Source organism: Halalkalibacter nanhaiisediminis (assembly GCF_007830185.1).
Taxonomy (GTDB): domain Bacteria; phylum Bacillota; class Bacilli; order Bacillales; family Bacillaceae_D; genus Halalkalibacter; species Halalkalibacter nanhaiisediminis.
In genome coordinates, this window is record NZ_VLKZ01000010.1 from 70,250 (window position 1) to 95,485 (window position 25,236).

The 25,236-nt window shown below is 37.5% G+C and carries 22 protein-coding genes and 1 pseudogene; 2 read left to right on the forward strand and 21 right to left on the reverse strand.

Features of this window, described 5'->3' with window-relative positions; translation table 11 throughout:
- Positions 1-25: 25 nt before the first annotated feature.
- From IQ10_RS15590 to IQ10_RS15600, 3 genes are all read right to left on the reverse strand, one after another.
- Positions 26-592, reverse strand: a complete 567-nt coding sequence (locus tag IQ10_RS15590; protein ID WP_144451414.1) for a sulfurtransferase TusA family protein — start codon at positions 590-592, stop codon at positions 26-28.
- Positions 593-729: 137 nt separating this feature from the next.
- Entirely contained in the window at positions 730-990 is a 261-nt protein-coding gene (locus IQ10_RS15595; RefSeq protein WP_144451415.1) for a metal-sensitive transcriptional regulator, read from the reverse strand.
- A 151-nt stretch (positions 991-1,141) separates the two neighbouring features.
- Complete coding sequence (locus IQ10_RS15600; RefSeq protein WP_144451416.1) at positions 1,142-1,537, reverse strand: DsrE/DsrF/DrsH-like family protein; 396 nt, start codon at positions 1,535-1,537, stop codon at positions 1,142-1,144.
- Between the two features lie 416 nt (positions 1,538-1,953).
- On the opposite strand from IQ10_RS15600, the gene IQ10_RS15605 reads away from it, so the two are divergent.
- Positions 1,954-3,021 carry an acyl-CoA dehydrogenase family protein gene (locus IQ10_RS15605; RefSeq protein ID WP_199757438.1) on the forward strand — a complete coding sequence of 356 codons (1,068 nt, stop codon included), beginning with the start codon at positions 1,954-1,956 and terminating at the stop codon, positions 3,019-3,021.
- Positions 3,022-3,091: 70 nt separating this feature from the next.
- Here IQ10_RS15605 and IQ10_RS15610 read toward each other — a convergent pair whose 3' ends face one another.
- The 17 genes from IQ10_RS15610 to IQ10_RS15690 all read right to left on the reverse strand — a co-directional run bounded on the left by IQ10_RS15610 (position 3,092) and on the right by IQ10_RS15690 (position 22,223).
- Positions 3,092-4,015: a cation diffusion facilitator family transporter gene (locus IQ10_RS15610; protein WP_144451417.1), complete on the reverse strand. Its 924-nt coding sequence runs from the start codon at positions 4,013-4,015 to the stop codon at positions 3,092-3,094.
- 12 nt (positions 4,016-4,027) lie between these two features.
- Positions 4,028-4,336 carry an ArsR/SmtB family transcription factor gene (locus tag IQ10_RS15615; RefSeq protein WP_144451418.1) on the reverse strand — a complete coding sequence of 103 codons (309 nt, stop codon included), beginning with the start codon at positions 4,334-4,336 and terminating at the stop codon, positions 4,028-4,030.
- A gap of 283 nt (positions 4,337-4,619) precedes the next feature.
- Positions 4,620-4,763 (reverse strand): hypothetical protein, encoded by a 144-nt coding sequence (locus tag IQ10_RS15620; RefSeq protein WP_199757439.1) that lies wholly within the window; start codon positions 4,761-4,763, stop codon positions 4,620-4,622.
- A 47-nt stretch (positions 4,764-4,810) separates the two neighbouring features.
- Positions 4,811-6,157 carry an MATE family efflux transporter gene (locus IQ10_RS15625; protein ID WP_144451419.1) on the reverse strand — a complete coding sequence of 449 codons (1,347 nt, stop codon included), beginning with the start codon at positions 6,155-6,157 and terminating at the stop codon, positions 4,811-4,813.
- Between the two features lie 21 nt (positions 6,158-6,178).
- Positions 6,179-6,949, reverse strand: coding sequence for an ATP-binding cassette domain-containing protein (locus IQ10_RS15630; protein ID WP_144451420.1), 771 nt, complete (start codon positions 6,947-6,949; stop codon positions 6,179-6,181).
- On the reverse strand, positions 6,946-7,959 hold the full coding sequence (locus tag IQ10_RS15635) for an ABC transporter ATP-binding protein (protein WP_144451421.1): 1,014 nt from the start codon (positions 7,957-7,959) through the stop codon (positions 6,946-6,948). The genes IQ10_RS15630 and IQ10_RS15635 overlap by 4 nt, the downstream gene beginning before the upstream one ends.
- Positions 7,960-7,983: 24 nt before the next feature.
- The gene (nikC, locus tag IQ10_RS15640) at positions 7,984-8,802 is read right to left on the reverse strand and encodes a nickel transporter permease (protein ID WP_144451422.1); all 819 of its coding nucleotides are present in this window, start codon (positions 8,800-8,802) and stop codon (positions 7,984-7,986) included.
- Positions 8,799-9,743, reverse strand: coding sequence for a nickel ABC transporter permease (gene nikB / locus IQ10_RS15645; RefSeq protein ID WP_242009861.1), 945 nt, complete (start codon positions 9,741-9,743; stop codon positions 8,799-8,801). Before nikB ends, nikC begins: the two co-directional genes overlap by 4 nt.
- Positions 9,744-11,294, reverse strand: coding sequence for a nickel ABC transporter substrate-binding protein (gene nikA, locus IQ10_RS15650; protein ID WP_144451423.1), 1,551 nt, complete (start codon positions 11,292-11,294; stop codon positions 9,744-9,746). It abuts the gene before it with no gap.
- Positions 11,295-11,509: 215 nt separating this feature from the next.
- Positions 11,510-12,340 (reverse strand): nicotianamine synthase family protein, encoded by an 831-nt coding sequence (locus IQ10_RS15655; protein ID WP_144451424.1) that lies wholly within the window; start codon positions 12,338-12,340, stop codon positions 11,510-11,512.
- Positions 12,341-12,523: 183 nt separating this feature from the next.
- Positions 12,524-14,347 carry an IucA/IucC family protein gene (locus tag IQ10_RS15660; RefSeq protein WP_144451425.1) on the reverse strand — a complete coding sequence of 608 codons (1,824 nt, stop codon included), beginning with the start codon at positions 14,345-14,347 and terminating at the stop codon, positions 12,524-12,526.
- Between the two features lie 47 nt (positions 14,348-14,394).
- On the reverse strand, positions 14,395-15,570 hold the full coding sequence (locus IQ10_RS15665; protein WP_144451426.1) for an MFS transporter: 1,176 nt from the start codon (positions 15,568-15,570) through the stop codon (positions 14,395-14,397).
- A 3-nt stretch (positions 15,571-15,573) separates the two neighbouring features.
- Entirely contained in the window at positions 15,574-16,914 is a 1,341-nt protein-coding gene (locus IQ10_RS15670) for a lysine N(6)-hydroxylase/L-ornithine N(5)-oxygenase family protein (protein ID WP_144451427.1), read from the reverse strand.
- On the reverse strand, positions 16,883-17,461 hold the full coding sequence (locus tag IQ10_RS15675; protein ID WP_144451428.1) for a GNAT family N-acetyltransferase: 579 nt from the start codon (positions 17,459-17,461) through the stop codon (positions 16,883-16,885). Before IQ10_RS15675 ends, IQ10_RS15670 begins: the two co-directional genes overlap by 32 nt.
- Positions 17,448-19,289 carry an IucA/IucC family protein gene (locus IQ10_RS15680; protein ID WP_144451429.1) on the reverse strand — a complete coding sequence of 614 codons (1,842 nt, stop codon included), beginning with the start codon at positions 19,287-19,289 and terminating at the stop codon, positions 17,448-17,450. Before IQ10_RS15680 ends, IQ10_RS15675 begins: the two co-directional genes overlap by 14 nt.
- A gap of 1 nt (position 19,290) precedes the next feature.
- The gene (locus IQ10_RS15685; RefSeq protein ID WP_242009862.1) at positions 19,291-20,850 is read right to left on the reverse strand and encodes a pyridoxal phosphate-dependent decarboxylase family protein; all 1,560 of its coding nucleotides are present in this window, start codon (positions 20,848-20,850) and stop codon (positions 19,291-19,293) included.
- Between the two features lie 2 nt (positions 20,851-20,852).
- Positions 20,853-22,223: an aspartate aminotransferase family protein gene (locus IQ10_RS15690; protein ID WP_144451430.1), complete on the reverse strand. Its 1,371-nt coding sequence runs from the start codon at positions 22,221-22,223 to the stop codon at positions 20,853-20,855.
- Between the two features lie 369 nt (positions 22,224-22,592).
- Between IQ10_RS15690 and IQ10_RS15695 the strand changes: the two are divergent.
- Positions 22,593-23,478, forward strand: a pseudogene (locus IQ10_RS15695) (hypothetical protein); the annotation flags it as partial.
- A 207-nt stretch (positions 23,479-23,685) separates the two neighbouring features.
- Here IQ10_RS15695 and IQ10_RS15700 read toward each other — a convergent pair.
- The gene (locus IQ10_RS15700; RefSeq protein ID WP_144451431.1) at positions 23,686-25,101 is read right to left on the reverse strand and encodes an alanine/glycine:cation symporter family protein; all 1,416 of its coding nucleotides are present in this window, start codon (positions 25,099-25,101) and stop codon (positions 23,686-23,688) included.
- Positions 25,102-25,236 lie beyond the last annotated feature (135 nt).

Consider the following 25,236-nt stretch of genomic DNA (forward strand, 5'->3'; position numbering starts at 1 on the left):
ACGTATATGTGTTGTTTATCGTGAATTAGTTTTGTTCGGTGTTGCCTTGCCATTGTGACATGCCAGGCTTGACATTCGTCACGTTCGTGAAACCATTATTCGCTAGAAGCTGTGCAGCCATTGCACTTCTTGTACCTGTACGGCAGACCACATAGATCTTATCTATTGGATTCAATTCTCCTAAACGGCTCTCTAACTCACCTAAAGGAATCGATGTTGCATTTGGAATCCGAGAAAACGCGTATTCCGCAGGCTCACGAACATCAAGAATCGTAATTCCATTTTGATCAAGCTTGCCTTCAAGCTCTTCATTTGTGATCACATTCGGAAAATCAACTTCTTCTTTTACTTCAGAAGGATCAGCCTTTCGCACGTAGTGCACAAGTACATCTCTTTCTGTATTTGTGCCTAAATATTGATGGCCAGTTGATTTCGCCCACGCTTGTAAATCCGCTAGCGAGCCTTTATCTGTCGCTTGAACTTCAAGAACTTGACCTGATTTTAATTCATCTAATGCTTTTTTCGTTTTGATAATTGGCATCGGGCATGCGAGCCCTTTTGCATCTAAAACGTGATCAACTTTGATTGACATGATCATAACCTCCGTTTGTTTTATACCATTACCCCTATACCTATAATATAATGGCTAAAAAAAGAATGTCAATACTTTTCTTTATACCTAACTAGGTATTTTTATTAACTCATAGGTTAGTACAAATAGCTACTCCATTAACGACTTCTCACAAGTAACTTAATCGCTTCATCAACAGTTTCTTTAGTGTCTTCGCCATTTTCAATTTGTTCCACTAAACAATGCTGCAAATTTTTCGCAATTGTATAGGCCATTGCACGGTCAATCGCCGAACATGCGGCTGACATTTGAGTTATGACCGCTTTACAGTCCTGTTCCTCTTCCATTAATCGAAGAATACCTCTCACTTGTCCTTCAATTCTTTTCAATCTATTTTTCATCTCTTGTGTGTATTCCATATATCTTCACCTTTCTTTCACTACCCTTTCTTCAAAAGAAGAAGGTGATACATAAGTACCTGATCTCGTCGCGTGAACTCCATGCAATCTACATTATAATATCTAAAGCTGTACACTAAGGCTCAGACACTTAGCTTTTAATTGTAAAAAATCAAAACGTTAACGTCGTATCGGCACCATAAGCAAATTCTAAGAATGTTGCAGCTCCACCAACTTCAATGCTGTCAACAAAGTCTTCTTTATTCAGATTCATTACATCCATCGTCATTTGGCAAGCGATAAATGTAACACCAAGATCTTGTGCTACTTGAACGAGCTCTTCAATTGATGGTACATTTGCTTGTTCAAAGCCTGCCTTCATGTGCTCTTTTCCTTCTGGAAGTGGTAAGTTTTTATGGCCTTCCTTATGAATCAATTGTAATCCTTCAAATGTAAAAAATACTCGTACATCAGCATCCGTTGAAGCTGCTGCTGTTGCTAGATTTAATACTTTATAAGCGTCAAACATTGAACCGTTTGCTGCAATAATCGCTACTTTTTTACTCATTTCAAAATCCCTCCAGTAATATTCATTAAATAAGTGACATCACAAACCACGCAATACTAAAAACAATGAATAAGGGTCCTACCAGGAACCAAAGGTATACAGCAGGTCATATAGGTGGTGGGGTTTTCCCCTTGTTACCTTCTACTGTCTTCCCTATTTGTACGCCTCAATGACTCGTCGTACAATGATCTTCTTTTCATTTAGCTGACATCAAGATCCCTCCTTTAAGGATGATGGATGACAGTGATTGTGTACATTTGTTATAAAGTTTCAATACCTATACAGGTATATTATACCCTGTTAGGTATTGAATCAAGTGGGTTTTTTCAATAAACTTTATATGCTTTTTATTACCGTACAATTTGATCTAAAGACTTCATCAAAATTCCTATTTGATAAGAGGAGAGACACAAGCAGTGATTATAAACAAACAAGAATCCCTCACCACTTTATTTGATAAACATCTTAAACCACGTGTTCGTGAAATTGATTCAGGTTATTATCCGAAAGACATTGTTAAGCTCCTAGGTAAGGACGGCTACTTTTCCTCTAAAGATTTAACTCTTGAAGAAATCGTCCAAAGAGAGCTACAAGTCGTTAAACAAGCCTCAGCTATTTGCATGACGACGGGATTTCTCATATGGTGTCACTTAGCTTCCTTAACCTATATTCGAAACTCTGAAAACGAACCATTAAAAAATCGCTTTCTCACTAGGCTTGAACAAGGAGAAACTGTAGCAAGCACAGGGCTTTCTAATGCGATGAAATACTATGCGGGGCTTGAGAAGCTTCATCTTAAAGCCGAAGAGACAGAAGAGGGATACATTCTCTCAGGTACACTTCCTGCTGTGTCAAACTTAGCGAGTGACCATTGGTTTGGAGCAGTGGCAGAAGTTAGTGAAAATAAAAGGGTCTTGGTGTTTGTTTCATGTGAAACAAAAGGTCTTACTTTAAAAGAGAAGACAGACTTTCTCGGTATTAATGGTAGTGGTACATTTGCCTGCCAATTTGATCAAGTGTTCATTCCGACTGAACAAGTCATTGCTGAGGATGCAAATACGTTTATTCAATCTATTCGTCCAACCTTTTTAGCCTATCAAATACCCCTTGGCTTGGGTGTAATAGAGGCTGCCCTTCACTCCATAAAAAGAAGTGTAAAGAGACAAGGTGAGAGCAATTCATTTCTGCCTGTACAGCCAGACGAGATTGAAGAGAAGCTGAACTTGCTTCAAACCTCTCTTCAATCTCTCTTTGCACGACCAGCTAAACGTTTAGAGTGGAAAGATGTCGTGTCTATTCGTAGAGATACAGCTAACCTTAATCTTCAAGCCGTTCATGCTGCAATGTTACACGGCGGAGGGGTTGCTTATCTGGAAAACAGTGCAGATTCGCGCAGATTACGAGAGGCATATTTCCTAGCGAACCTAACACCCACGATTAAACATCTTGAGAAAATGCTGCATCTTTTTAAACAACAGAAGTAATAACTCACAAAAAAAATCATCCCCTACTTCCAAATAAACACAGGGGATGATTCTTATATTTACTCAAACCTTATACTTTCATTTCTCCATGCTGTAACATTGATTTTTCAACTTGAATCGTTGTATGTTCAATTTTACAATGGTCATGAATAAGGTCAATCGCTTGTTGTAAAATAACTTGACTACTTTTATCATCTTCAATTAATAAATGGCAAGTTAACATATCTAATCCCGAAGTAATCGTCCAAATGTGAAGGTCATGTGCACTTTTCACACCTTCTATCCCTTCAAGCATTTCTTTTACTTCTCTTTCATTAATGGTTGGCGGGGTTCCCTCCATCAAAATGTGAACACTATGCTTTAATACCCCCCAAGCACTTTTTAGAATAAGGAGTGCCACAACAACAGAAATAATCGGATCTGCGACATACCACTCAAAAGCTAACATGATGATTCCTGCCAAAATCGCTCCTACAGAACCTAGGGCATCACCAATCACATGTAAATAGGCGCTACGTAAATTGAGATTATGATTCACGTCCCCTTTTCTCATTAAAAACCAAGCACTAAGAAGGTTGGCTCCTAAACCAATAAAAGCGATCATAATCATCGTTCCACTCGCAACTGTTGGTGGATCGAAAAAACGGTTGTATGCTTCAACGATAATAAAACCAGCAATCACAAATAACGTGACACTGTTAAACAAAGCAGCTAAAATTTCAAATCGATAAAAGCCATACGTTTTATTCGGCGAAGCTGGGCGGTTCGCAAACCAAATGGCGACTAAACTTAACGCAAGTGAACTAGCATCACTTAACATATGTCCACTGTCTGCAAGCAAGGCTAAACTATTGGTGATTAAGCCACCAAAAAATTGTAACACCATGATGATCGTCGTAATACCTAACGCGATCATAAGGCCTTTCTTATTTCCTTCTCGCTGTTCTTCAAAATGATGATGGTGATGGTGATGATGGTGGTGGTCATGCCCCATTTCTCAATCCTCCTATTGATGCTCGACGTGTTCAATGACTTGATTTAAAATCTCGACAACATGCTCGTCATCATACGTGTAAAAATACGTATTCCCTTCACGTCTATACTTCACTAAGCGTAGATTTCGCAAATAACTTAGCTGATGAGAAATCGCTGATTGAGAGATTCCTAACACCTCGACCATATGCCCAACAGAGCACTCTTCCTGAAATAATAAATACAATATTTTAATTCGTGTAGGATCTGAAAGCGCCTTTAGAATACGAGATGCGTCTTCTACTGTTTGATCAGATAAATGTGGATGATCCTGTTTCTTCACTGTTACCCCTCCGTCACGATATCTCTTTCAAATTCACTGTAGGATAAACCATATGAACATATGCTCATATACAATATATGATCATTTTTCAGATTTGTCAATTAAATTTATATAAAAAAGGTTGAAGATACTCGTATAAGTACCTTCAACCTTTTTTCAGTCATTTTTAGATAGATTTAGTTGTCATCAAACACGATATTTCTTCTCAATCCAACCAAATTTTGCAGAAGAAGGAGCTAATGACATTGAAAATGGTCCAATTAATCAAACGTTTGTTTAATTCCTACACTTTTCCTATTGTACCTTTAACGGTTCTAAAAAACACCATTTCTCCAGTTGGAATGTTCACACTAACTGCTTTTACTAAAGCATTCATAATACTAAAAATCAGAGATGAAATGATTGCCAAAATAACACCGTTTTTCACTATTCTCGCTCCAATCATTCGAATCGCACATATGTTCTTTCATAATCTTAACTAAATTTTACTCGAGTTAATTTCGGTACGAATAACCATAAAAACAAGGAACGTGATAGACTAAATAAAACAAACGATAACCAAACACCCTGGTTATGAAAGCTAGGAACGAATAACCAAATCGCTAGTAAAAAGACGATCAATGAAAGAACGATCGAATCTCTAATAAATCCTGCTTCTGTTGCTCCTGAAAAAATCCCTTCTAATTGTAAACCCCAAAAGCCTACAAAAGGGAAAATGATCATCCAAACTAAGAGGTCAAATGCTGTCTCTTTTACCGCCATGATTGATGTAAATAATGAGACAATCGTTTCACCAAACAAAACGATACCACATGCTAACACAATAGCGGAAATGAAACCCCATTGTGCGGACAACAAAAAGGCGCGTTTGTAAAGAGATTGATCTCCAGCACCGATTGCCCTACCTACAAGAATACTTGAAGCATTTGCAAAGCCCCCAAATAAGTAAGCCATCATATAATGAATTTGCAAAAGAACGGCATTCGCTGCCAATGTTACCTCACCCATGCTCGCCCCTTTTGCTGTAAAAATACCAGTCATCGCAAGTAAACAAACCGTCCGCAAGAATAAATCTCGATTTACTTTTACCATTTTCATAAACGGTGCGGTTTCAAGTAACATGTCCATTTTTAAATTCAATATAGCGACTTTCCTTGTTCGATAAATAATCCATGCCCCAAATAAAACCGCACTAACTTCAGATATCAACGTGGCGTATGCTACCCCTGCTACACCAAATCCTAAACCAAAAACGAATATCATATCTAGTATGATATTCAAGATGTTCATTAACAGCTGAGTAGCTAAAGCCAAACGAACCTTTCCCATCCCTATAAGCCACCCAATCATGACATAGCTTACTAGAGTAAACGGCGCACCCCAAATTCGAATAGAAAAATAGGTTTCAGCAAGCTCTGTTACTGCCTCACTTGCTCCGATTAAATAAAATGCAAGATGTAAAATCGGTTGCTGCAAGATGATAAAACATAAGCCAAAGAAGATGGCAATGATTATCGGCCGCACAAACGACAGGATCGTTTCTTTTTCATCTTTTGAACCTTGGGCTTGTGAAGTAAAGCCAGTTGTACTTACCCGAAGAAAGCCAAGGAGCCAATACATCGTATTAAAGATTAAGGCACCAATCGCTACTCCCCCAATCGCAGATGGATCTGGCATTCTCCCTACGACTGCTGTATCGACAGCACCTAATAACGGGGTCGATATCCCAGCGATAATAAGCGGAATTGCCATTACCAAATACTCGCGATGACTTAAGGCAGAGGAACTCTTTTTTTCTAAAGAAGAGGTTGCTTGCTTCATTCTTTTCACCTTTTTCTTTCCTTACTGTGCGACGTTAATCAAACTTCTCGTATATACATTCCGCTCACTACTGAACAAATCCTCTGTTAGAAAGCGATCGACCAATTTCCCTTCCTTCATGACGATGATCTCGTCACACATATAATGAACAGCAGCGAGATCGTGACTAATAAATAAATATGACATACCAAGCGTTTGCTTCAATTCTTTTAACAAATTTAGAATTTGTGCTTGTATGGATACATCGAGACTAGATGTTGGCTCATCACAAATAACTAAATCAGGACCTAAACTAATCGCTCTTGCAATCGCTACCCGCTGCCTTTGTCCTCCACTTAATTGGTGGGGATAAGAGTCGCGATATTCGCTTGATAAGCCTACCATTTGTAAAAGCTTTGCAGCTGTTTCTCGCCTCGAATGTCTAACATCTGTCAGAAATGAAGGACATACATCTGAAAAATTATCAAGCGGCTCCATTACAGACGCTAAGATTTTCAATCGTTGATTTAGAGATGCTGATGGGTCCTGGAAAACCATCTGCATCTCTCTTCTTTTCCGTCTTAACGTTTTTCCCTTAAGAGTATCGAACCTCTCTCCTTTAAAATAAACTTCACCAGCAGTTAATGATTCAATCGAAAGGATTAAACGAGCTAACGTGCTTTTCCCACTACCACTTTCTCCTACTACTCCAAGACACATTCCTTTTTCCATTTGCAAAGAGACTTTATCAACAGCGTAAGATCCTTTTACAAATGTTTTTTGGACACCTTTCACATCAAGTAATAACGTCATGTTGATAGCACCTCATCATAATAATTCGCGTTCTCATGCTCGCTATATAAATGACAAGCAACACGATGGTGATCATTAAGGAAGATGTGTTCACTTCTTTCATGAAGGCATTTATCATTCCTTTTTGGACAACGATGAACAAAAGGACAACCTGTTTCTGCTACATTTCCTGGATCTCCTGGAATAACAGCTAATCGTTCTTGCCGCGACATGAAAGAGGGACGAGCCTTTAAAAGAAGATCTGTAAAAGGATGCTGCGGTTGTGCCCCAATGGCTTTCGATACGGCTTCTTCGACAATATGTCCGCCGTACATCACAGCTATTCGGCTAGCCCGATTCAACACTTCTCCTAAATGATGGGTAATATACAATACAGCACAATTTGATTCTTGGCGCAGTTCATCAATCAATTCTAGTATATGTTCACCTGTCACAGCATCTAAAGCTGTTGACGGCTCATCAGCAATTAAAAGAGCAGGCTTATGAATCATGGCAATCGCGATTGCCACTCGTTGCTTTTGCCCACCACTAAGCTCAAAAGGATAGCTTGTAAATACACGCTCTTCAGGAAGCTTCACACGCCTAAGCGCCCAAAGAGCCATTTGCTTTGCCTCCTTCTTCGAAACGTCTTTATGAATGCGAATAACCTCCACCATTTGTTTGCCAATTTTAACAAATGGTGTAAGACTACCATTATAGTCTTGAAAAACCATCGCCATTTCTTTTCCTCTTAATCGTCTTAATTGCTTTTTAGAATCGTAATCGATCCTATGACCTTGGAATATTACTTCTCCTTGACTAATCTCTAATTGTTTTGGTAAAAGTCCCATAATAGTAGAAGCCGTGATACTTTTACCACTGCCACTTTCCTCTACAAGACCAACCATCTCTCCCGCTCGAATCGTTAAATCCAAGCCATTAATGAGAACCTTTTGGGTTTGACTATTCTGGATGGAAAGTTGCTTAATTTCTAACACAGATTGCTGATTGTTGTTCTTAGAATCTGCCATCCTATCCCTCTTTCTCTACCTTAGTTACTTTTTAATATCGAACGACTCCCTAAGACCGTCGCCAATTAAATTACAACTTAAGACAACAAGCATGATGGCTAGTCCTGGGTAAAGCATTAATGATGGCATTGTTTGAAAATAAGGTCTAGCATCATTTAACATCGCTCCCCATTCTGGTGTGGGCGGTTGAGCCCCTATGCCGAGATACGATAACGACGAAATGATTAAAATAATTTTTCCTAAATCCAAGCTAGCAAGAATAGCAATTTGAGAAATGACATGTGGGGTAAGATGTTTCACAATAATTTTTGACGTGCTACTCCCATTCAGTCTAGCAGCTACAACATAATCCTTTTCTTTTTCCGCTAGCACACAACTTCTCACCACACGAGCATAACTTACCCATTTCACTACTACGATAGCAATGATGACATTGGTTAAATTCGGACCTAAAAACCCTGCTATTGCAATCGCAAGAATAAAATCAGGAAAAGCAATCAGACCATCTACTAATCTCATAAAAATAGCATCCACCCTGCCACCGATATACCCAGATAGCAAGCCTACAGGCACTCCAATACATAGAGCTGCTACTAGAACGATAGCGGCTAAACCAAACGTAATTTTTGCCCCTTCTATTAAACGAGAAAAAATACATCTTCCAAAAAAGTCTGTTCCAAGCGGATACTCAAAGCTGGGCGATTGTAAACGTTGACTCATACTCATTTCTAACGGGTCATTTGGTACAAAGAAAGGGCCAATCAACATCGCTATGACAATCAATGCGAAAATACTTATGCCAATGGCAAGCATTCGATCACGGAACAGCCACTTTAGCGTCATAACCTCCCCTCCTTTTCAAAACGGATCCTCGGATCGAGAAAACGATAAGAAAGGTCAACCAATAAATTAATAAAAACGACGACAACTCCCGTAAACAAAATATACCCTTGAATAAGTGTGTAATCGCGTTTGAAAACAGCATCCACAACCATTTTCCCGAGCCCAGGATAGGAAAAGATCATTTCAACAACGACAGATCCTCCTAGGAGATAACCGAAACTCATACCAAACATTGTCATGACTGGTAATAAAGCAGAACGAAGCGCATGTCCCTTCACAATTTGCCACTCACTTAATCCTCGTGAACGTGCTGCACGAATATACTCTTGAGAAAAGCTCTCTAATAAACCTGCCCTCAGTAATCTAGCATAAACAGCTGCCATCCCTAAACCTAATGTAAGAGAAGGAAGGATTAAATGTTTGATACTTCCTTCTCCCATTGCAGGTAAGATAGATAGCTTAAAAGAAAAAAGATAAATCAAAATCAAACCTAGCCAAAATGTTGGAACCGATGCACCAATATAAGCAAACAACCGACTAAAATGATCAATCCAACTATTTTTAAAAACAGCTGAGAGTGTGCCAAGTGCTGTTGCTACAATCGTCATCACCATTAAACCACCAACCGTTAAATAAAGGGTAGGAACAATGCGACTCGCAATCTCCTTTACAACAGGTTGTTGACTGACATAACTCTCTCCTAAGTCTAGCCTGACGACATTGCTTAACCAGGAGGTGTACTGTATGAAAATAGGTTGATCAAACTGCAATTCTTTTCTTAGTGCTTCTAGTTCTTCAAGAGAAACCGACACTTCATCGGTCTTTAAAATTGTCCTTACAGGGTCACCTGGTGCTAATTTCATTAATCCAAACGTCATAATCGATAAAAGAAACAAGACCATTATGAGTTGTAGGACTCTTGAAACAATGACTTTTGCCACCTACTCCACATCCATTGTATTTGTAATCATATATTGCTCTTCTGCCCCTGGTTTCCAATTGGTTACTCGCTCATTCATGCCTACAATAATATGCGGAAACACAATAAACGAATGTGGCACTTGCTCTCGAATGATGTCAACCGCTTGTTTGTGTAAATGATCGCGCTCCGATTGATCACTTGTTCTATTTAACTCTTCCGTAATCGTGTTCAACTCTGGAATGTTAATTTGTCCTGGATTTAAAGAACCATCAGGTAAATACGCAACATTGAAGAAATAACCACCATCACCACGAGGTGCAGTTAAAATACTGTACGTAACCATATCCCATTCATCAATTTGCTCGTATAAATAACTATCAACATTCTCGACAGTCACAATCTCAATATCGACTCCTATTTTGGCAGCTTCTGCTTGCACATATTGAGAGATAAGTGGAAGCTCTGGACGTGCTGCATACGTTACTAGTTTTAAAGAAAGCGTCTCACCGTCTTTTTCCATCTTGCCAGCCTCATTTAATTCATAGCCAGCTTCTTGTAATAAGGATTTTGCTTGTTCTGGATCAAAGGCGGTAAACGGCTTATCACTCGCAAATGCTAAACGAGGGTTAAACGGTCCATTAGCTGGTGTCGCATGACCATTCATAATATCCTCTGCAATCACAGGTCGATTAATGATCGCGTCGATTGCTTGACGAACCTTCACATCTTGTAATGCTGGTTTCGTTGAATTATATAAAATAAAATGTGCACGTAAGCTTGGAATAGACTCCACTTTTAAATCTTCACTGTTTGAGATTGCATCTAGACTCTCTACTGGTAAATGATAAGCAATATCAGCATCACTTGATTGAAGAGCCAATGCACGGACATTTTCATCCGAATTAAATTTAAAAACGGCATAATTTAATTTAGCTGGACCATCCCAATACTCATCACAGCGATCCACTTTCACTTCAACATCTTGTGAATAAGAGGATACTTTAAAAGGCCCTGTACCAATTGGTGCTTGTTCAATGTTTTCTGCATTCACTTGCACTACAGAAGCATTTGTATGTACTAACTCAGATAGAAATGCTGGATTTGCGTCCGTTGTCGTAAATGTGATGTCTTGACCATTTGCTTCAATTGATTCGATTTTTAATAAACTTTGTAATGCCTGACTTACTTCTAACGCCCGTTCAAACGATTGCTTAACAGCTTCCCCGTCCATCACTGAACCATCATGAAATGTAACGCCATCACGTAGCTTAAATGTCCAAGTCTTCTCATCTACTTGTTCCCAACTCACGGCCAACCACGGTTGAATTGGCAAATTTTCATCGACTTTCACTAACGTTTCTGTCACTCCTGCACGAACCGTGAACCAATCAGTATGTGGATCTAAGCTTTCTGGTGCAAAGCTATACAAAAGACTCACTGATTTTTCTTCGCTCTCTTGGTTCGTTTCCTCCACGTTTGAAGTCGTTTCGTTCGTGGACGAGCAACCGGCACTAACCAAAATAGCCATCATAAGAACGAATACGATTGTAAATATAGAATGTTTCTTCATCATTTCTCTCCTTCTCCACTTCAATCGTAATAATTACGATTTGTTTTATAGTTTTATCATATTATCCTAAGTCAAGGAAACTTTCAAGACCTTTCTAAATTCCTTTATCATTTTAAATCAAGTATTCCTCCTAAAAATTAACCCAGCGCTGTTAGATGTATTGTAAAAGAACGTTGTTAAAAGTCTGTGAAATATTCGAATTATTTTTTAAAAAATCACGTTTTATTAAACTGCCTCTTTATAAAAGCAGTGCAATTTATTGTTTCTTTTGTGGCTTTCGTTTGATGTAATAGTTGAAAGTCTTTGAGCTCTTCTTCTTTGAGAGGTTCATATAAGAGAGTATGTAAATCTTTCACATTCCGAATCCCAATAAGTGCATTTTCAGCTGTCGATAAAATTTGTTTCATAATCTCATTCTTATTTGGCACTAGAGAAGCTATCATGACAAAATCCAATCCTTGATAATCAAATAAACAGCCATCTGCTTCAACAACCTTAATGTTGTCTTCTTTTCCTAAGCGTTTAATAAGCTCAGCCGATTGTTTTACAGCATCTGAATCACAATCGAGACAAATCACTTCTCCTTTTGTAACAAATTGCCACAAAAGAGCTGTAAGAGGTAATGGACCAGAACCAACAAAGGCCATTGAGGTCGGTAGAGTAGTTGTTATCTTCTCTAAACCAGCTTTTTCAATCTCAACAAGACTTTCGTAGCATTTCCAATATAAAAATTCTTTTACAGTAGCCAAAGTTAATTGTTGATTCAATATAAACTTTTCAGTAAAAAATTTTTCCATCTCACTTTCTGCCTTTGAAAGCAAATTCCTCATATGTATTTGGTTCTTCTGTACAATTGGGTCATTCAATATTTTTTCTGTTTTACGTTTATCTTCAAAAGCTAGAACCGTATTTACGAGTGAATAAAGGGCTTTATTCACTTTTTCATTTCTAGGTGACTTATCTTCAGCTCTCTTTAAAATGTTATAGGCATTTTCGTAAACTTCTAAAACTTCTTCAACGGTTGGTTCGATAAAGATTGTTTTCATTTCTTATCCCCTCCATTTTATAAATCGTAATCATTACTGTTTAAACACTAAATCACATGCCATAAAATTGTAAATAAGATAATGTAACTATTTTCAGTTATAAACCTAACTAGTTTTAATGTTTAAAATGAAAGAAGAGGACGCAGTAACTTCACTATTGCGTCCTCTCATTTTAATTGATGATTACCTTTTAGAACCTACAAGATGCAACGGATTTTGAACTTTTCCGAACTCAGATGCATGTGGGCGATCATGATCGTCTTCGTATCCATAATCGATCATGCGGTTACGGTTCAAGCATAACTTCGTATAAGATGGTTTGAGTAAATCAAAAAGACGAAACCTTTCCTCTAATTCTGGAAATTGATTTTGGTAATTAAGAATCATTTCTCTTAGTGAAAGCCAAAATCGTTCTTCTTCAAAATGATAGTACGTATCCAAAATATTCGTTAAGTAACGAAAATGACAAACAAAAAGCCCAGTAAAAATAAACTGACATACTCCTTCTGGCTCTTCACTGCGAAGAACAGACTTTAATTCTTTTGGTAAAAATCGTAATTCAGGAAGTGGTTCTTTACTAATATTTACATCATCCACAAAGTCTTTCATCGCTAAACGGTGTGGAATATTATCCTTTAATACTAATACTGTATTTTGTCCATGCGGTGAAAATACAGTTCCATATTTATAAAGATAATGTAGTAGTGGGGGTAATAGTACGTTAAATAACTTTTTCACCCATTCATCAACCGTTAACCCTGACTGTTCAATTAATAGAGCTACATACGGCTTACCTGCATTGTCTACATAAAGAAGTGAAGCTAATGTTATAGGGCGTTCCCCTTCTTCTAAAAATGAGTATATGCTTTCGCGCCAAATCGCACCTAACATTTCAAGATATTGATAAGGTGCTCCGTCCAGCTTTGAATAATATGGGTGCTCATAATTTATACTCGCTACTTCTCCAGGCAAAATGATTCTGCACTCATCTCTCAAGAACGCATCCTGATCACGGATGCTGTGAATATAGTCCGTAATGATTGGGGCAACAACAGTTCGTTCTCCAGGCAGGCCACGGTATACTAACGTGTTTAAAATGCTCATAGGTAACTTAACGTGGTGTTTATTTTTATTCATTGTATTAACAAAGGTACGAATTGATTGCTGTGGAAGGTATTCATCATCCCCTTCTCCAAGTGAGACAATCCTCTTTTGAGCAATATCCTCTGGGAAGTATTGAATGATCATATTATTCCATTGCCATTCATGAACCGGTAAAAAGTAAAAAGCTGAAACCTCAACGTCTTCATTCTTTAAACGTTCCCTAAAACGCTCGAATTTGTTATTCCCTAGCTCTTTTTTTATTAACCTTTCATAATCTAATCCAGCAATAGAATGAAAAGTCGCGTATTCCTTATGAACAGCAACCCATAATAGTTTTACTTTCTTCTTTTGTTCAGGTGAATAAGAGAGGTATTCTTGATAGTTGAACCCAATTCTTCCTTTATTGTATGTAATCCATGGATGCCCTTCCATCTCTCCCTCTAATTCAGCGTAATCCATACTAGTTAACTCTTCAACACTTTGCTTTTGTTTTTTTTGTAATATATGTGCATCAGCTAATAAGGTGTTATTATATTCTTTAATGAGATGGCCAGTTGTCCCTGGTTTCATCCCGACAGTTTCCTGAATATCCAAAATAAATTGAAGTGGGTTTCGCATTTTTTCCCAATTTCCATTTCTCATGCACCAGATTGTATCTGAATAAATTCGATAGCTATCCATTAAACGTTTTTTCCCTTCAAATTGATAGCGTATTTCTTGACCACTCTCCCTATCCTTAAGGACTAGTTGATACACTGTTCGATCTTCTGTTTCCTTAGTCATAATGGGATGGATAATCTCCTCATACATAAATTCTGAGATCATTTTGGCTAATAAGTTCACCCCGACCTCATCCCAAATATCGGACTTTAATATATCTTGTAAAGGATAATGATCCAACATGTTTCCACTCTCCTAAATTTTTGATTTATACAACTTTATCTCAGTATCTATTTCCTAAAACCGGGCTTTCGAGCTTTAAAAATCGTTAATTGAGCACCGCACAGTGTCAGTAAACAAATAGCACTGGCAAAAATGAAAGGTGCTGCTAAGTTCGATAAAGTAACAGACATTGAAGCGAGCAATGGAGCGACTAGTAAACCAGCATTTTGAAACGATGATACGATCGCATAATTACCATGTAATCGATCATTGCTTTTATGAAACAAGTAAATTTCTAGCACTGATTGAGCAAGTGCTAGAAAGAAACCATAAAAAATCCTTCCTAAATATAAGACCATCAAACCGCTAACTATTCCTTGTAAAAGGAGACTTATCGATATGACACCTACTGCTAGAGCAAAAATCACAGGTAATGTTTCAGGCGAACCAATTTTCCTAATAAATGGATAAGCGATGATCGCCATTACACTCGGAAGCATATATAAGACACTACTTTCAATGAGAGAAACCTGAAAAGCATCGAGTGTATAGATTGTAAAATATGGACGTATCATGTTATTGGCTGTATGAAAGGCAAAAATGACTAGACTAATAGCCAATAAAAAACGGAATTGCTCCTTACCAAAATGAACAGGGTGCTGTTTTGATAAGTTTTTTTCCCGTAATGATTGCTTCGGGAATACGAGGTAACAAATAAACCAAAGGACAATCTCTATGACAGCTAATCCATAAAATAAGAGTAGAGGATCTTCAAGCTTGATAATCCATGCCCCTGACAACGTCCCTAAAATGATGGCTCCATGAAAAAGAGCGTGATAAGTACCAACAACTGTAGAACGCTTCTCCTCACCATTTAATTTAATCAGAAAAACATAAATAAGAAAAAAGCTACTTTTACCGATTAATAGTAATACTGTAAAAAATAAAAATTGCTGTTCATGTTGCGCTCCCCCCATTCCAACTAACATTACAACTGAAATCCATTGTCCAGCGTACAGCAAATGCTTCACTTCGACATATTTAGAAAGCAGCCCCCATATTGGAATGGCAATGATAACCGTTAAACGAGATAAAAAGATATAAAATGCTGTAAATTCCAAATCCCTTATACCAAACACTTTTTCAAAAAATTGAGGGTAAAATGGAGACAGTGCAACATCTGTATAAACTGAATAAAAAATGAAGAAAAACAACACTGTCTGAACTGGTTTGGAAGAAACCACTTACTAAACTCCAAATTGCTGAAACACGTTATATTTGCGAACGGGATATACTTCTTGTTTTGTTAGTTGATTGATAATTATTGAATTCCTATAAGCTCCCAATCCCAAGTCTGGCGTTCCAACTCCATGGCTATGCATTTCTCCATTTTGAATAAATATCTTATTAGAGATATCTTTTGTTAGCTTAAGCTGATAACCTTCCTTTACGAGATACCTTCCTTTTTCATCCCATTGAATAAGTGATTTCAGATTCGAAATAAATGTTGGAATAGGAAATTGATAGCCTGTTGCAGCTATAATAAACTCACTTTCATGGGTAAAGGTTTGCTCCTGCTCCCATTGGTAACACAGCATTTGATACTTTTTTCTTGTATCTGAATTAATCACCTTCATATCTGTCACTTCCGTTTTAGCAAGCAAACGAATAGGAGGAGCCTGCTCTCCAACGGAACACTCATAAAGGGTTTCGTAAATATTTGCAATTGTTGTTGCGCTAATTCCTTTATATAACAAATCCTGCTTCGGCAGCTGCTCGTCCTTTTTATCTTGTGTTAAACGATAAAAATATCGAGTATAATCTGGTGAAAAATGCTCTAAACCAAGCTTTGAATATTCCATAGGAAAGAACCCTTTTGATCGTGTAAACCAATCCAATTGATAACCATAAATGTCCTGTTCCTTTAGCAATTCAAGAAAAACTTCTGCAGCACTTTGTCCTGAACCTACAACCGTAATAGAATCGGCTTTTCGTAACCGTTCTATATTTGGCAAAAATTCTGACGAATGAAAAATATTTTTCTTTGAGTGACTTGATATACGATCTGGGACATACGGGACACTCCCTATACCGATAATAAGATGTCGAGAATAATAGTAATGTACATCTCCTGTTTCAATGTCCTCTGTTTCCACTTTGAAATAACCGCTAGTGCTGTTTATTTCATCCAAATCCGCTTGCCATTCAATCGCTGTTACTCGCTTACCAAAGCTGCAGTTGGCTAATTGTTCAGATACCCATTTACAATAATGGTTGTATTCTCTTCTTGGAATGTGAAATCGTTCTAAAAAATAAAATTTATATAGCCTTTCATGCTCATGTAAATAATTGAGGAAACTGAACTTACTCTTTGGATTTGCCATCGTCACAACATCCGCTAAAAAAGGAACTTGAAGTGTCGTTTCTTTAATAAGAAGACCTCCGTGCCACTCAAAATAAGGCTTTTGTTCAAAAAATAGCGATTTTACATTTGTGCCCTCCTCTATTAAGGCAGCTAGGCCAAGATTAAAAGGTCCGATTCCAATGCCAATAACATCATACATGCTGCTGGTGAATGAATTGGACATGCTTCCACCTCCTAAAAAAGGTTCTACGCTCACAAAACATAAGCAATGCACGCTTATCAGGTAAATCAATTTCCTTTTCTGGTTCAAAGCCGCACTTCTGAAAAATATGAATCATTTTTTCATTACGAATATCTGGTTCCGCTACAATTTTTCTTGTTCCTTCATGTTGAAACAAAAAGGCAGTCATTCCTCTTAGTAAGGGTAATGCTAACCCTTTTCCTAAAAATTTCTTAGGGCCAAACAATAGATGAATCCCTTGGTCTTTGTCTTCAACATCATAGTAATTAGCAACAATGTTATCCTTGGCCCAATAGCTTTCCCAATAGCTCATTGGTTCACCGTTTACATGACCAATATATAAAGTCTGATGGCGATCCTGTAATAACATGTGTAAATGTTCCCTATACTTCAGAAGTGGAAAATTTTGATTCCAAAACGGAATCACATGGTCCTGATGATGCCAATAATGTAAACGCTCCAAATCATCTTCTAGCTTTACCTGTCTAAACAAAAACTCGTAACCAGCCTCATCATCAAAAAACTTCACTCGTAACCAACTCCATCTTTGTCAAAGGATTATCGATTTCAATATAAACCGATTGTGTTTCAAGTGATCCCGTTAACTCGTCCATGTCATGGAACCGAGTAAGTAAGTTTGCTTTGCATGACAACTTATCATATGTCAGTAAGCTTTTAATAAATTGTGATGAGCTTTCCTTTGGAATTTTAATGCTTAATAATGCATTCTTAATTTCCTGTAATAATTTCCTTTCATCAATAAGCTTCCCTACTCCAAATGTATTAACTAAGCCAAGCAAATGATTATAGTAAAAGTAATAACGTAGTCGTTCATCTGCAATCTCATCTGAACATATCGTTTTACTTTTCTCACTTATCCCTGGTAAAAGCTTATTTAGTCGTTCATAATAAGATTGGCAAAAATAGTAGCCTTGATTATCTCGATAGAAGAAATGTTCAGGATAACCTTCTTTCAACTGGATGACACTATTTTGTTGGTGGGCTTCAAGTGCAATTCCATAAGTTGAGAAAAGCCAAATAATTGGTTTTAGAGATAGATCTAAATACCGACGGAACCAATCTAAGCTCACGTCACTAGTTGAACGTCCCTCCTTTTCCGCTAATTGTTTAATAATCTCTGCTAATCTTGACGTCTGACCATTAATGGAATCCTGACATAATGAAGCTATAGGTGTAGCATTTTGTCCTTGGTTCAAATGAAATGGATTTTCTCTTAAAATCACTTCAAAGCCAGATTCTTTTTCACCCTCAATAGATACAGTGATAAAGGCTGGGTCACTTATAATGCGAAAGTTTGGATATTTATTCCTTAGGTCCTTACCAATCTTTCCATCTAGCAACTTCTTAACCTCTACCCCTCTTTCAAGCTCCATTTGCTTATTCACACGTAAAGAATTAGTAATTTTTACATTCAAAGAAAACTTCAACATATATTTTGCTTCAGGATGATAAACAGTCCGAACAGAAGACGTTGGATAAAAGGCACGTCCCTGCCTTCCAAGATTCTCGATCAATCCTTGCTCCATCAGTTTTTGAACTTTTGGTTTTCGCATGAGAAATTCAGCCTGCCATGGGTGAATGGGAATTAAAGCATACTCATCTTCTTGACAATAATTCATTTTGAACTCACTTGTTACATGAGGATCCTCTTTTAATTGTTGTTTGATAAGGTTCATTGTTGTATCTTCTAAGGCGGACCCATACTTAACCATCGACATATGAAGACGGAAATAATGTAAGTTGAATTGTCCCTTTAGCTCTGGTGAATAAAAAGGAGCATCCCATTCCGATATTCCTTGTCGACTTTTCGGTGTAGGATGTAATAAATGACCAAATAATAAGGCTTGCTCTGCCTCAATGAAACTCATATCAGCTTTATAGAGGCGATTACTCTCTTTATGGCGTTCTTGAATAAATTGATTGATATTTTGGCAGCTTAAAATAACTCGCATCATAAGTTCGTCTTGATTGCCTGATATATTATTAGAAGCAGCATTTGCTTTCAAATGTAGCTCTTTGATGATCATACTTACCAAAGTGATATAATCCAGTTCAAATAGTTGACTCGTATCAGCTGAAAGAGAATAGTAGAGCGGAAATGAAAAAATATGTCGCCCTGTAACTGACCAATACGTCAATGGAATGTACAGGTTAATACCTTGGTTGGATAATTTGCAATTGATAATTTGTTTTACTTGATTATGATCAGTAAGTCTAACAGATAAAGCATCTGGAACCTTCTTCTTATCGATTAGATGATGCTCGACAGTTTCTCTTAAATAACAATTTAAAAAGCTTTGCATCGTGGCGTTTTCAGCAATTTGTTTAAAATTCATTTCACCCATCCTCTCTTATTTTACGTGCTTCTTGTTTAATCTCGTTTAATATAGATTGAATATCCTTAATGGAAGTACGAGGATTTAGCAATGTTAATTTTAAGTAAACAAATTTGTTTACTCGGGTTCTTGCCAAAACAGTGTGCCCTTTTTCTAAAAGTTTCCTGCGTATCAATTGGTTTAGCTTGTTTAGCCATTCTGAATCATTTGAGTGCGCTTTTCCATCAGGTCGATAACGAAACACAACTGCATTCATTTCAGGCTGATTTACAAGCTCGAAATCTGGATCTTTTTCGATAAGTGTTGCCGTTTTTTGAGCTAAATTAATCGTATAATCAATCATATCTGCATACGTTTTTCTACCAAGAGCATGGAAAGAGACAAAGAGCTTTAATGCATCAAAGCGTCTAGTCGTTTGAATGGATTTTGTTACTAAGTTAGGATTACCTGTCTCTTCATCCTCCTCAGGATTTAAATAATCAGCATTAAGTTTGATAAGATCAAAATCCGTTCGATCCTTGACTAGAAAAGCCCCGCAGCTAATCGGCTGATAAAATAATTTATGGAAGTCTATTGTTATAGAATCAGCAAAATCAATTCCCGTTAATTTATTTTTGTAGCGCTCACTCAGCATTAGCGCTCCTCCATATGCGGCATCAACGTGAAACCACATTTGATAGTGATTGGCTCGTGTCGCTAACTCAACAAGCGGATCGATACTACCGAAGTCTGTGGTCCCTGCTGTTGCTACTAGAGCAAATGGGAGTAAACCCTCTTTAGATAGTTCATTTAAGCAACGGTCTAAACGATTCACGCACATTCGATGCTCACTATCTGTCTCTATTGGAATGACAGCCTGCTCTCCTAAACCAAGTAAAAAAGCTGATTGACGAACGGTAAAATGGGCCTCCTTTGAGCATAAAATCCTCAATTTACTTGCTTCGCTTGGTAATCCGTCCTTCTTGGCCTCCCAGTTAAACTGTTTTTTCAAATAGCGATCCCGCGCTAAGAGTAATCCCATGAAATTAGATTGCGTACCTCCGCTTGTAAAGACCCCATCTGCTTGCTTACTTGAGAAAAATAAATTGTTTAACCAGTGAACAATCTTTGATTCAAGGACGGTAGCAGAAGCACTTTGGTCCCAAGAATCCATTGATTGATTCGTTCCACTGATCAACACTTCAGCCGCAAGTGCCACACTTAAAGGGGGACAATGCAGATGGGCAAGGCATGTTGGATTGCTCACAATAATGGAATGTTTCAAGATCGTATTGCCAATGTTTTTAAATAAGGTTTCAATCGATGTTTCATCCTCGGGCAATATTTCTTGAAACGTTCTATCAAAAAGCTTCGTGAATTCTTCATACGGTAATCCACTGTAAGGCTTGTTATTACTAGAAAACTGTTGACCTAATACATCTTGTGCCCACCTCATAGCATGAGTGTAGTACTCGGTGCTCTCCTCTTTACTATGTAAAAACAAACGATCAAAATGATTCTTCATTATTTCTTCTTGTTGTGGCATGACTGGTTCCAAAATTCCAGTTTGATAATTTACCATCTTTACACCTCCTGCATTATACTTTTTTTCTCCATTGCTTCAGCTTTCTTAACCGCTTCCAAAAAGATTTCACTAATCGTATCTATTTCTTTTGCTTGTATAATTAAAGGCGGCAAGAAACGAACCACACTACTATGACGACCGCCAAGTTCAATAATTAGTCCACGTTTAAAACACTCTTTTTGAATTTGACTAGCTAATTCTGGATGTGCTAGTTCATCTCTTACCTTATCTATAGAAGATTGTGGATGAACAATTTCAACACCGATCATAAGACCACGGCCTCTCACTTCACCAATACAATTTGTCTGCGTTTGAATTTTGTATAAGTTTGACATCAAACGCTCACCCATTTCTTCTACTTTTGCTACTAGACCACTTTCCTGTATAAATTTAATTGTTGCTGTTCCTGCCGCAAATGCCATTTGATTACCACGGAATGTTCCTGCATGCGCTCCTGGATTCCATATGTCCAAATCTTCATGATAGACAATAACCGCTAAAGGAAGAGATCCTCCAATCGCCTTTGAAAGTACAATAACATCTGGAGTAATTCCAGAATGCTCGAAAGCAAAAAGTTTCCCCGTACGACCAAGCCCTGTCTGAATTTCATCTATAATAAGTGGAATCTCTTTTTCTTTTGTCATTCTTCGTATTTCCTGTACCCATCTATCAGGTGCTGGAATTGCGCCACCCTCGCCTTGAACAATCTCCATAATCATTCCTGCAGGAGGAACAATACCACTTTCAGGATCATTCAAAAGCTGTTCAATATACTTGTTTCCAATTTCATATCCTGCTTTTCCACCAACTCCAAACGGGCAGCGATAATCAAAAGGGAATGGAAGAAAGTGAACGTCAGGCATTAAACCAGTGATCGATTTCTTCGGTCCTATATTGCCCATTAAGCTAAGTGAGCCATGAGTCATCCCGTGATAGCCACCTTGAAAAGCTAATATACTCCTTTTTCCCGTTGCCGTTTTCACTAACTTCAAAGAAGCTTCTACCGCATCTGAACCCGAGGGACCACAAAATTGAATCTTCGCTTTTTTAGCAAAGTCTTTAGGAAGAATTCCGAACAATTCTTCTACAAACTCTTCTTTTACTGGTGTTGTTAAATCTAACGTGTGTAATGGCAGCTTGTCATCTAATACTTTCCTCATCGCATCTGTTACTACAGGATGATTATGTCCTAATGCTAATGTTCCAGCACCAGCTAAGCAGTCAATATACTCTTTTCCTTCTACATCTTTGACATAAATTCCATTTGCTTCACGAATGGCAATCGGAATTCGACGTGGATAAGAGCGAGCATTAGATTCACGCTTCTCTTGAATATTAAGATAGTGATCATTTTTTAAATACGGTCGCATTTAAATCCCCACTTTCTTTGAAAAATTTTAATTAGAAAATCGATAATGAAAATCATTATCATTAAATTAAAAAAAATATAGGAGATATATACAGTTACTCTACTGCATCTACTCCTTTCATTTAGATTAAATGACTATTCATCTATAAATGATAATCAATATCATTTACACTACCACTGTGTGTATCTTATTAAAAACGATAATCATTGTCAATTGAATCAGAGAATTTAGTCTTTTCGTCCTGTTTCCTCATTGTCTTGCTTATCTACCTCTAGGAATTTAGGTCATACGATCGATTCTTTCATCAATTAATGCTGCTTTTTAAATTTTCAATATATACTTCAAGAAGCCCAGCATGAGGTTCGGAAAAATGTACGAGTGAAGGAGCTTGTATCACAAGTGAAGCCAGAACATTTTAGACGACCTATGCCTTTTAAGGAACGTCAAGCTTTGCAGCAAAAGGTATTACATTTACTAGATTATCCAACAACAACGATTGGCAGCTTCCCTCAATCAGACCAAGTAAAACGAACACGTACAGCATGGCGTAAAAAAGAAATGACAGACACTACCTATAGAGAGTTTGTGAAAAATGAAACAGCTCGTTGGATTGAAATTCAAGAAGAAATCGGACTTGATGTTTTGGTACATGGTGAGCTGGTCATTTGTACGAGATGATATTTCACGTGAACAAGTAGCCCATCAAATTGCCTTAGCACTAAGAGAAGAGATTCAAGCACTAGAAGATGCGGGAATTGCCATTATTCAAGTAGATGAACCAGCATTACGTGAAGGTTTACCTTTATGTAAAGAAAACTGGAATGAGTATTTAGCGTGGGTGGTAGATGCATTTAAGTTAGCAACTTCAAATGTAAATAATGAAACACAAATTCATACGCATATGTGCTATTGCGAATTTAATGATTTTATTGAGCCAATTCGAGCCCTAGATGCAGATGTTATTTCAATTGAAACCTCTAGAAGTCACGGGGAATTAATTCAATCTCTGAAACAAAACCCATATGAACTTGGTATTGGTTTAGGAGTTTATGATATTCATAGCCCCCGTGTACCTAGTGTAGAAGAAATCGATACGATTTTAAAAGATAGCTTAGAAGTTATTTCAAAAGAACAGTTTTGGGTGAATCCAGATTGTGGTTTAAAAACACGTAATGAAGAAGAAACAATTGCATCTCTTAAAAATATGGTGACGGCCACACAGAAACTACGTCAACAGCAGCAACAACCTGTATAAAATTCAATTAGTTAATATGAAAAAGGATAGAGAAATTAGGTTCCCCTATTTCTCTATCACCATACAGAAGTGGTTTATAGACAGTTCTAGCCTGATAACTTTGTAACCTAATGAGCTTAAATGGTGATCCTACTTCATTTAGCAATAAAAAAAGCATTCGCTATCATCAGACATCGAATGCTTTTCCCATATTTCTCAACAATCTTCTTATGTGTTTTTATGATCCTCAGCCTGCTGCTCTCCCCAGCAATCTGTATTTTTTAATCCTTCAATGTTGCGGGCGAAGAATACAGGATCTTTTCCTTCTTTTTTCTGATTTAGATAATCTTTTAGTACTCTAATCGCAATGTTACCGATTAAAGCTAAAGCAATTAAGTTGACGATTGCCATTAATCCCATAAATAGATCAGCTAAATTCCAAACGAAGCTTAAGCTTGATACTGAACCGAATACAACCATGCCTAATACAGCTAGCCGGAAAATAAAGAGAACTATTTTATTTTCTCTTATGAATTCAATATTGGATTCACCGTAGTAGTAGTTACCAATAATTGAACTAAAGCAGAATAGTAAAACTGCGATTGCAATAAAAATATTAGCCCAAGACCCAACGTGAGTGCTTAACGCAGCCTGAGTAATTTGGATTCCTCCAATTCCTTCTTCAGGAGTTCCAGCTAATAAAATAATAAATGCTGTTGCACTACAAATCAAAAGTGTATCGACAAAAACACCTAGCGTTTGGATGAAGCCTTGTTTTGCTGGATGACTTACATCAGCCGTTGCAGCAGCAACTGGCGCACTCCCCATACCAGCTTCGTTAGAGAATAAGCCTCGTTTAACTCCGTTCATAATCGCAGCACCGATACCACCGCCGACCGCTTGTTCTAGACCAAATGCACTTGTCACAATTAATCCAATCACACCTGGAATTTCTCCAATATTTATAACAACAACATATAGAGCCAATAGAAGATAGGAAACCGCCATCACTGGTACAACAACTTGAGATACTTTTGCAATACGTTTAATACCACCAAAGATAATAACTGCTGTAAAAACGGTTAAAACCAATCCTACTGCAAGACGATTTAGGCCAAATGCTTCTTCAAATGCATCAGTAATTGTATTGGCTTGAACAGAATTAAAGGCGAGTCCAAAGCAAAACGTAATTAAGACAGCAAATAAAACCCCCATCCATCTTCTTCCAAGCGCTTTTTCCATATAATATGCAGGGCCGCCTTTGAAGCCGTTTTTATCTTTTACTTTATAAACTTGTGCTAGTGTGCTTTCAATAAAACCTAAAGCAGCTCCAAATATCGCCACAACCCACATCCAAAAAATAGCTCCAGGTCCACCCAATGTAATAGCGATGGCGACCCCAGCTAGGTTACCAGTACCAATTCTTGATGCTGCACTGATACAAAATGCAGCAAAAGATGATACTCCTTTTTTTCCGCTATCAGTTGAAGGACTTTCTGTCATTAATCTAAGCATTTCTTTCAGATTCGTAACCTGAACAAATTTTGTTCTGATAGTAAAGTAAACACCTAAGCCAACAAGCAAAGCAATTAAAACATACGACCACAGAATCGTATTTCCCCAATCAATAATATTTCCTATCATTAAGTTCACCTCTTTTTTTAGTTTCACTGAAATTAGTATTCCGTATCAGCTCTTATCTTTTGACTGATTTATGGTTTAAATGCAAAAAAAACTCCTTATAATTAAGATTGGCAGTTCTGTCCAAATCCCAATATA

Coding starts and splice junctions, on each gene's coding strand:
- IQ10_RS15590 (WP_144451414.1), bottom strand. CDS start 592: ATGTCAATCAAAGTTGATCACGTTTTAGATGCAAAAGGGCTCGCATGC.
- IQ10_RS15595 (WP_144451415.1), bottom strand. CDS start 990: ATGGAATACACACAAGAGATGAAAAATAGATTGAAAAGAATTGAAGGA.
- IQ10_RS15600 (WP_144451416.1), bottom strand. CDS start 1,537: ATGAGTAAAAAAGTAGCGATTATTGCAGCAAACGGTTCAATGTTTGAC.
- IQ10_RS15610 (WP_144451417.1), bottom strand. CDS start 4,015: ATGGGGCATGACCACCACCATCATCACCATCACCATCATCATTTTGAA.
- IQ10_RS15625 (WP_144451419.1), bottom strand. CDS start 6,157: ATGAAGCAAGCAACCTCTTCTTTAGAAAAAAAGAGTTCCTCTGCCTTA.
- IQ10_RS15630 (WP_144451420.1), bottom strand. CDS start 6,949: ATGACGTTATTACTTGATGTGAAAGGTGTCCAAAAAACATTTGTAAAA.
- IQ10_RS15635 (WP_144451421.1), bottom strand. CDS start 7,959: ATGGCAGATTCTAAGAACAACAATCAGCAATCTGTGTTAGAAATTAAG.
- nikC (WP_144451422.1), bottom strand. CDS start 8,802: ATGACGCTAAAGTGGCTGTTCCGTGATCGAATGCTTGCCATTGGCATA.
- nikA (WP_144451423.1), bottom strand. CDS start 11,294: ATGAAGAAACATTCTATATTTACAATCGTATTCGTTCTTATGATGGCT.
- IQ10_RS15655 (WP_144451424.1), bottom strand. CDS start 12,340: ATGAAAACAATCTTTATCGAACCAACCGTTGAAGAAGTTTTAGAAGTT.
- IQ10_RS15660 (WP_144451425.1), bottom strand. CDS start 14,347: ATGTTGGATCATTATCCTTTACAAGATATATTAAAGTCCGATATTTGG.
- IQ10_RS15670 (WP_144451427.1), bottom strand. CDS start 16,914: ATGTCCAATTCATTCACCAGCAGCATGTATGATGTTATTGGCATTGGA.
- IQ10_RS15680 (WP_144451429.1), bottom strand. CDS start 19,289: ATGAATTTTAAACAAATTGCTGAAAACGCCACGATGCAAAGCTTTTTA.
- IQ10_RS15685 (WP_242009862.1), bottom strand. CDS start 20,850: ATGGTAAATTATCAAACTGGAATTTTGGAACCAGTCATGCCACAACAA.
- IQ10_RS15690 (WP_144451430.1), bottom strand. CDS start 22,223: ATGCGACCGTATTTAAAAAATGATCACTATCTTAATATTCAAGAGAAG.
- IQ10_RS15700 (WP_144451431.1), bottom strand. CDS start 25,101: ATGATAGGAAATATTATTGATTGGGGAAATACGATTCTGTGGTCGTAT.